Source organism: Bradyrhizobium acaciae (assembly GCF_020889785.1).
GTDB lineage: Bacteria > Pseudomonadota > Alphaproteobacteria > Rhizobiales > Xanthobacteraceae > Bradyrhizobium > Bradyrhizobium acaciae.
Map to the genome: position 1 here is coordinate 116,446 of NZ_JACMYK010000008.1, position 9,377 is coordinate 125,822.

Here is a 9,377-nt window from a genome sequence, read left to right on the forward strand (position 1 = left end):
GAAGTTACTGGATGTTGCAAGGGTTTTTCATCGAAGTTTTTTTTGAAGGCGTGCTGGAATGAATATTGCTGTCCCGGTGCACAGCACCGATCGCAAGATTGAGCTTGCCAGTGGGGCTTCTTCGACCAGCGTTGAAAAGATTGCGCAAGATCCTGATGCGCAATCCGACACCAATCCGACAGACAGCAAGCCAAAGGAATCTGCCGCAACATCGGGAGAGCAAAAACGCGCATATCCGGCACCGGCGTCAACGCCGACGTTGGATGGCGCGAGGGGCGTGCGGTTCGACTTCAATGACGGTGCGCGAATTGTTTGCCCGCATGGCGAGCAGCCCTGGAAGGTGAGGATTCGCGATCTCGACACCGGCAACGTGCTGTTCGAGACGGAATTCGCCGGCGGCTTTGTCAACAGCAGCAAGCGCTATTACGTCCGTTTCGGAATCGAGGTTTCCCAGCAGGGCGAAACCGTCCTTGACCATGAATACTCGGCGAAAGATCGCGATGTACTGATCCAGTTTCCGGTCGGGACGCTCGGCGATACGATGGGATGGTTTCCCTACGCCGTGAAGTTCAAGGACAGGCATGGCTGCAAGCTGAGCTGCGCCATGGGGGCGCCGCTGGTCGAGCTGTTCCGCGACGCCTATCCGGACATCGAGTTCATCACGCACGAACAGGTCAAGCCGGAGCGATATTACGCGACCTACAGCGTCGGCTTGTTCTTCGACGACAAGGATTGCGTCTATCAGCCGACCGATTTCCGCCATGTCGGGCTACATCGAACCGCGGGCTATATTCTGGGTGTCGATCCGACCGAGCAGCCACCGCGCATCGTCATCAAGGACGATGAGAGGCCGATTGCCGAACCCTACGTCTGCATCGCGGTTCAGAGCACCACGCAAAGCAAATACTGGAACAACCCGCATGGTTGGCGCGAGATCGTCAATTTCCTGAAGGCGGCCGGCTACCGGGTGGTCTGCATCGATCAGAAGGCCACGCACGGCACCCAGTTGATCTGGAATCACATTCCGAATGGTGCCGAGGATCAGACCGGCGACAAGCCGCTGGCCGAGCGCTTTCGCTACCTGAAGCACGCTGACTTCTTCATCGGCCTGTCGAGCGGCCTGTCTTGGCTTGCATGGGCCTCGGGGACGCCGGTCGTCATGATCAGCGGGTTCACCCATCCGACCAACGAATTCGAAACGCCATACCGGATTGTCAATTTTCACGCGTGCAACAGTTGCTGGAACGACCCGCGGGTGCGTTTCGACCACAAGGATTTCCTGTGGTGCCCGCGGCATGCCAATTCACCCCGGCAATTCGAATGCACTCGGCTCATCACAGCCGATCACGTCAAGCAGATTATTCAGCGCATACCGGGATTTCCGGTCAGCGCCAAAGTGTAGCGCGTAGACGACGTCGATGCCCGAGGACGCGGCATCGACGACCGAAACCGACAAATGATTTTTATTCTGGCCCAGGGGCTGAGCCATGCAGACGATTTCCGGCGGCGTGACCGTTACCGTATCTTCTGGCACTGAAACCGGCGATACCGTCCTGAATGGCGGCACGCTGATCATCGATCCCGGCGCCAGCGCCGTTGGCACGCAATTGAGCGGCGGCTTCATCTTCAACTCCGGGACCACGACCGGCACAACGGTCTATAACGGCGGCCAGGAGCAGGTGGACTCCGGCGGCGTTGCTTCCTCCACGACCATCTCTCAGGGCGGTGCCGAGACCGTTCTGAGCGGGGCGACCCTCATCAACGGCGTGGTCGACGCCGGTGGCTTTCTGGCGCTGGGATTCAACCCCGGCAACGGTTCGGCCGTTTTCGCCGGCGGGACCGCAAGCGGCACGCTCGTGTCGGGTGGCGGTGTCAGCATCCAGACGGGGGGGCTCGTGGTCTCGACGACCGTCACCGGCGGCGCGGGCTCCTACGGCAACGTCGCGATTTCCTCGGGCGGCTCGGCGACCAACACGACGGTCGGGATTTCCGGCAGCCTGGTCATTTCGAGCGGCGGCAGCGCCACCGGAACGACGTTGTCCGGTGGCTACGAGGTGATTTCGAGCGGTGGCGTCGACAGCGGCGCCATGATTCTGTCCGGCGGCAACCAGAATATCTCGAGCGGCGGTCTCAGCGTTTCGGCCACGGTTTCCGGCGCGAACAGTTCCGGGTTCTTTGCCGCCCAATTCGTGTCGAACGGCGGCGTCGCGAGCGGGACCACAGTCGGCAGCAATGGTTTGCTGGACATCGCAGGCGGCGGCACGGTGATCGGCGAGACCGTTCTGAGCGGCGGCCGCGTCACGCTTGAAAACGGCGCGCTCTTCACCGTTTCGGCCGGTCAGACGCTGCACGACGTCTTCGTCAAGTCGGGCGCCATCGAGACCATTGCGTCCGGCGGCATCGAGACGGCGCTCGGCAGTAGCAGCAACAACGTTGACAATGGGCAAGTCAACGTGCTGTCGGGCGGCACGCTCGACCATATGGCCGTCAACAGCGGCGCGCTCCTCGGCGTCGCCGGCACCGTCACGAGCAATCTCTTCGTCGCCGGCGGTGGCGTGGTCAACGTCTTGTCGGGCGGCCTCATCACCGGAAGCGGTGGCGGCAGCGGTGGCCTTTTCACGGGCGACAACGGCACGATCAACGTTTTGTCCGGCGGCCAGGCCGATCATGTCGTCGTCAAATCGGGCGGCGTGCTGAACGTCTATGGCACGACGCTGAGCAATGTCGGCATCTCGGCCGGTGCGGTCGAGACCGTCTACTCGGGCGGCCTCATCAGCGGTCAGTCCGGTTCCGGCACGGGCGTGTCGGCCGGCGCCACCTTGAACATCCTTGCCGGCGGCTCGGCCGCCTTCTTCGCTGTTTCGAGCGGCGGCACTGCGAATATCGCCGGCACCGTGCTCCACAATCAGGCGGTCTACGGCGGCGGCATCGAGAACGTCTTGTCGGGGGGCATCGTCACCGGCCTCAGCGGCAGCGGCACCGGCATTTCCGGCGGCACCGTCAACGTGATGTCGGGCGCCGAGCTCGATCATGCAGCGCTTCTCTCCGGTGGTGTGCTCAACATCAATTCGGGCGCGACTGCGCATAATCTGACGTTTTCCGGGTCCGGCACCCTCAATGTGGCCGGCACCATCACGTCCAGCGCCACCGTCGTTTCCGGCGGCGTCGAGAATGTCCTGTCGGGCGGCATCGATATCGGCACCACGATATCCAGCGGCGGCCAGCAGAACGTCTACGCCTTTGGCACGACGTCGAACACGCAGATCCTGTCCGGCGGCGTCGTCACGATTTCCGGCGCAGGCACGGCTGACCTGAGCGGCGGAGCGGCCGAGTCAGGGTCGGTGATTTTTGCCGGCGCGGGCGGCAAGCTTGAGATCGACGGCACGGCCATGCCGGGCACCGTCATCTCCGGATTCGCCATCGGAGATACGATCAATCTGACCGCTGAGAGTGCCGCAAACATCACCGGCATCACCCTGAGTGCCGGCAATGTTCTGGCGGTCGCGACCAGCGACCATGGAACGCTCAACCTGCAGCTTTCGCCCGGAGATACGTTCAGCGGCACGTTCAGCAGCGCCGCCGACGGCGCGGGGACGGACATCACCTTCATCGACAGCTCGGCCATCAAGGTCAGCGCCGGCCAGACCTCCAGCGGCCTCGTGATCAGTGCGGGGCAGACGCTCGACGTTCTCTCGGGCGGTGCGGCGATCGGCACCGTGCTGAGCGGCGGCACCGAGAACGTGTTCGGTACCGAACAGGGCACGACGGTCAGCAGTGGCGGCCAGCTCAATATCGACATCGGCGGCGTTGCGCATGACCTGACCGTGTCGAGCGGCGGCACGCTCAACGTTGCGGGATCGATCACCAGCAACACGTTCCTGTTCTCCGGCGCCACCGAGAACGTCCTTGCCGGCGGCAACGCCAACGGCGTCACCGGTTCGGGCACCAGGGTTTCCGGCGGCACGCTCAACGTTCTGGTCGGCGCGACGCTCGGGCATTCCACGGTTTATGCGGGCGGCACACTCAACGTGTCCTCGGGCGGCGCGGCGTCCTTCCTCGCCGTGTCTTCGGGCGGAACGATGAACATCGCCGGAACGGTGACAAGCCAGGTTGCGGTCTATTCGAGCGGCCTCGTCGAGATTTTTTCGGGCGGCGTCGAGACCGGTGCACCCGGCAGCGGGACGGGTGTCTCGGGCGGCACAGTCAGCGTGACCGCGGGCGGTCAGTTCTCCTTCTTCACGATCAACAGCGGCGGTCTGGTCGCGGTCGACAATGGCGGGACGATCCACGACCTCAGCGTCAGCAGCGGTGGTGTCCTCAATCTCGCGGGGTCTCAGACCAGCAACGCGTCGATCTACTCCGGTGGCACGGAGAACGTATCTTCGGGCGGCAGCGTGCAGAGCTTCGCCGTGTCGGGAGGCGCGCTGAACGTACTTTCAGGCGGCAACGCCCAGTCCTTCACGCTGTCGGGAGGCTCGCTCAACGTTTCCTCCGGAGGCCTGTCCGAGTTCTTTACCCTGTCGTCAGGAGCCTCGGCCGCTATCGCAACCGGCGCCACCGTTCACGATCTGACTGTCTCGAGCGGGGCAACACTCGGCCTTCTCGGCACGGCTACAAGCAACGTGTTCGTGACGGGCGGCGGCACGCTGAACGTCTCTGCCGGCGGCGCCATCAGCGGATCGATCAATCCGTCCGGTTTTCCCACGGTCAACGTCAACGGCACCGTGAATGCATCCTCGGGCGGCACGGTGAGCGAAGCTGCCGTCAACAGCGGTGGCATCCTGAACCTGCAGGCCGGCGCGTCCGCGCATGATGTCAACGTGAACTACGGTGGCCAGCTCAATCTCGCGGGAAGCACGGCCAGTAACATCAACATTTTCTACAGCGGCCTGGAAATCGTTTCGTCCGGAGGCGTGGCGAACGGCACTAATATCAACGGCGGCGAACTCGATGTTCTCTCCGGCGGTGCGGCAACCGCCACGGGGGTCAATGGTGGTCTGCTGAAGTTGTTCTCCGGCGGGTCGCTCAGTGGAGTCACGGTCACCAATTTCGGCGCCGTTGAGCTCGTCAGCGGAGCGTCCGTTTCGCAGCTTTCCAACACGACGTTCGGTGGCGGCACCAACCTCGAGGTGGGTCCCGGCGCTGTCGTAAGCGGCTATCCGGTGAGTACCGGCCTGATCCTCGACGTGCTGTCGGGCGGCCTGACCTCCGCCATCACCGTCACGGCGAATGGGTCGGAGATCGTGCTCGCGGGCGGCACGGCCCTGGGCACCATTGTCGGCGATGCCGGCTTCATGCAACTCGGCGTGCCGCCCTACCAGGGGCAGGGTGGTGCGGCCGGCGGAACGGCCAGCAACACGACGGTGTCGGGCGGCCAGCTCAACGTGAACTCCGGTGGTCTTGCAGTGTCCACCACGCTCGTCGGCGACGGTGCGCGTGGCGGCGGCGCACTAGTCGCCTCGGGCGGCGTGGTATCCGCAACGACGATCTCCAACTTAGGCGGCATGACCGTGCTGAGCGGCGGCACGGCGGCCGGCACGACCGTGCTGAGCGGCGGCTACTTTCAGCTCGGTGAGGGGCCGTTCAACGGCATTCCCGGATCGGCTGGTGGCAGCGCGACGGGCACGATCCTGTCTGGTGGATTCGAGGCCATCTCCAGAGGCGGCGTCGATTCCGGCGCCACGATTCTGTCCGGCGGCAACCAGAATGTCTCGGCGGGCGGCCTCAGCCTTGGCGCCAAGGTCTCGAGCGGCGGCTTGCTGTTCGCCATGAATCTCGGCGCGACGTCGAACACGCAGGTCTCGTCGGGCGGCCTGGTCATGATCTCGGCCGGTGGCATCGTCGATCTGAACGGCGGATCGACCGAAAGCGGGACGGTGATCTTCTCCGGCGCCGGCGGCAAGCTCGAGATCGACGGGATTTCGATGCCGACGACGGTCGTCAACGGCCTGGTCATCGGCGACACCATCGATCTGACCGGCGTCAACATGTCGGAGATCACCAGCGTCGGCCTCGGCGCCGGCAACGTGCTGAAGATTGCGACCAACGATCACGGTACGCTCAGCATTCAGCTCGACCCGACCCAGAGCTTTGTCAACCAGTTCGGCCGCAGCGCAGACGGCAGCGGCACCGATATCTACCTTACCAGCAACGGCGGCGGTAATATCACCGTCAGCAACGGCCAGACCAGCACGGGCCTGGTGATCAGCAACGGTCAGACGCTAACGGTGCTGGCCGGCGGCACGGTAAACAACACCGTCATCGACGGCGGTGTCGAGAACGACAGTGGCACGGCGATTGGCACCATCGTTTCCGCCGGCTCCGAGGTGGTCTATTTCGGCGGCGTGACGTCGAGCGCGACCGTGGAGACCGGCGGTGGCATATATCTGTCCGGCGGCAGCGCCTTCAGTGCAACCGTCGCTTCTGCCGGTTACATGGAGATCGATGGCGGGAGTGCAACCAGCACCACGATTCTGTCCGGGGGCTTCGAAGCCGTGAAGAGCGGCGGCGTCGACTCCGGCGCCGCGATCCTGGCTGGCAACGAGTCCGTTTCGGCAGGCGGCGTCAGCATTTCCGCGCAGATCGCCGGATCCAACAACAGCAGCTACGGCATATTGACGGTTTCCTCCGGCGGAGCGGCATCGCAAACCCAGGTTGGCAGCTTCGGCGGCCTCAACGTGCTCAGCGGCGGCACCGCGACGGGTACTGTCGTGTCCAGCCAGGGATTCCTTGACCTCGGTCTGACGCCCTTTGGCAGCAATGCCGGCTCGGCCGGCGGCAGCGCCACCGGAACGATCCTGTCCGGCGGTTACGAGTCCATCATCAGCGGCGGTGTGGATAGCGGCGCCCAGATTCTGTCCGGCTCCAACCAGAACGTCCTCGCCGGGGGCGAAAGCATCTCGGCAACCGTATCCGGCGCAAACTCTCCCGGCCTGTTGGCGATATTGACGGTTTCGGGCGGCGTTGCCCTCAATCCGACGATCGGAAGCGGCGGGCAATTGGCGATTTTCGCCGGTGGTACCGTTTCGGGCGAAAACATTCTCAGCGGCGGCAGCATCTTCGTCGGCAGCGGCGGCACCTACACCGTGTCCTCCAGCGGACTTCCGGGGCACGATATATCTGTTTCAAGCGGCGGTTCGCTGATCGTGGACGGCACGACGCTCAGCCATGTCTTCATCGGCTCCGGCGGGACCGAGACCGTTTCCTCTGGCGGTTATGCAACAGGCAACGCCAGCACTTTCACCGGCGATAACGGCACGATCAACATTCTGTCCGGTGGCAAGGCCGACCATATCCTGGTCAGCAGCGGCGGTGTCCTGAACGTCATGTCGGGCGCGCTGATCAGCGGCGGCACGGGTAACGGGACAGGTGTGTCCGCCGGCGGCGTGGTGAATATCTCGGCCGGCGGCTCGGCTACCAATATCGGCGTATCGAGCGGGGCGATCGTCAATATTGCCGGCACGATGCTCCACAATATGGCTGTTTACGGCGGCGGTACCGCGAACGTCTTGTCCGGCGGCGTCGTCACCGGCATCCCCGGCAGCGGTACGGGTATTTCTGGCGGCACGGTGAATGTCAGTTCGGGTGCCGAGTTCGACCATGCCGCGCTGCTTTCCGGTGGCGTGCTCAACATTTTGGCCGGGGCTTCGGCACACAACCTCACCTTCTCCGGATCCGGTGCGATCAATGTCACCGGCACGATCACTTCCAACGTCACGGTTGTATCTGGCGGCATCGAGAATGTGCTCTCCGGCGGTGTTGACATCGGTACCACCGTGTCCAGCGGCGGCACCGAGATCGTGTTGTCCCACGGCACCACGTCGAACACGCAAATCATGGCTGGTGGTGTGCTGACGATTTCCGGCGGCACGGCCGATCTCGGCGGCGGCGCCGCCGAATCCGGATCGGTGGTGTTTGTCGGCGCCAACGGCAAGCTCGAGATCGACGGCACGGCGATGCCGACCACGGTCATCTCCGGGTTTGCCGTCACGGATACGATCAATCTGACGGGCGTGAGCATGGCGGAGATCACGAGCGTCGGTCTCGGCGCCGGCAACGTCCTTGACATCGCGACCAACGACCACGGCACGCTGACGATCCAGCTCAATCCAAGCCAGACCTTCAGCACGCAGTTCGGCAGCGCCGCTGACGGTGGCGGCACCGATATCTTCCTGGTCGCCAGCAGTGGCGGGACCAGTGGCAACATCGTCGTCAGCAATGGCCAGGTCAGCTCCGGACTGGTGATCAGTGGTGGCCAGACCTTGACCGTGCAGTCGGGCGGGACCGCCCTGAACACGGTTCTCCGGGGCGGAATCGAGTTCGACAGCGGAGTAACGATCAGCACGATCGTGTCGAGTGGTGGTCAGTTGCAGGTCTCGTCCGGCGGCGATGCGACCAGCACGACAGTGTCGAATGGCGGCTCGGCGACGGTGCTTTCGGGCGGCCTGGCCGACAACCTGTTTATCTCCAGCGGCGGCACGCTCAATGTGCTTGGCACCGTCCAAAGCCAGACGACGGTGTTCGCGGGCGGCATTGAGAACGTCTCTTCGGGGGGGCTGATCACCGGCGCGACCAGCTCGGGAACCTTTATCTCCGGCGGCACCGTGAACCTGCTCGCAGGGGGTACGGCGGCGCATCTCATCGTTTCCAGCGGCGGCACGTTCAATGTCAGCGGGACAGTGCTGAGCAGCGTCGCTGTTTCCAGCGGTGGTGTGGAGAACGTCTATTCCGGCGGCACGATCAGCGGCGTGAGTGGATCAGGAACCGGCGTCTATGCTGGCGGCATCCTGAATATTCTCTCCGGCGGCTATGCGGCGGTCGAGGCGGTCTTCAGCGGCGGCGTCGAGAACGTCTCTTCCGGAGGCGTGATCAGCGGTTCTCCGCAATCGGGGACCGGGGTTTCCGGTGGGACGCTCAATCTGCTGGCCGGCGGAACGGCAACCTTCGTGGGTGTGACCAGCAGCGGTGTCTTCAACGTCTACGGCAAGGAGCTCGGTCAGTCCTACGTCGCGAGCGGCGGCGTCGAGAATGTCTATGCCGGCGGCATCGTCAGCGGTGCGGCTGGATCCGGCACCGGCATTTCCGCGGGCGGCACGTTGAATGTCTCGTCGGGTGGCGCGGTCTCCTTCATCGGCGTTTCGAGCGGCGGTGCCTTGAATGTTTCCGCCGGCGCGACGGCGCACGACATCGCACTGTCGGGTGGCACGCTCAACCTTGGCGGCACCGTCACGAGCAACGTCTTCGTTTCGAGCGGCGGCATAGAAAACGTCCTGGTGGGAGGATTGGTCTCGGCATCCTCCAACGGTGTCGGGACCACGGTCTCCGCGGGCGGCACCCTCAACGTGATGGGGACCACGTCCAATACGGTCCTGGTGTCC

At 64.0% G+C, this 9,377-nt stretch carries 2 protein-coding genes; both read left to right on the forward strand.

Going from position 1 to position 9,377, the window contains the following annotated elements:
- The first annotated feature begins 58 nt into the window (after positions 1-58).
- Entirely contained in the window at positions 59-1,402 is a 1,344-nt protein-coding gene (locus H8A92_RS06545; RefSeq protein ID WP_233285330.1) for an autotransporter strand-loop-strand O-heptosyltransferase, read from the forward strand.
- Between the two features lie 85 nt (positions 1,403-1,487).
- Positions 1,488-9,377 (forward strand): beta strand repeat-containing protein (locus H8A92_RS06550; protein ID WP_229195009.1); only part of this gene is annotated, 7,890 nt, incomplete at its 3' end.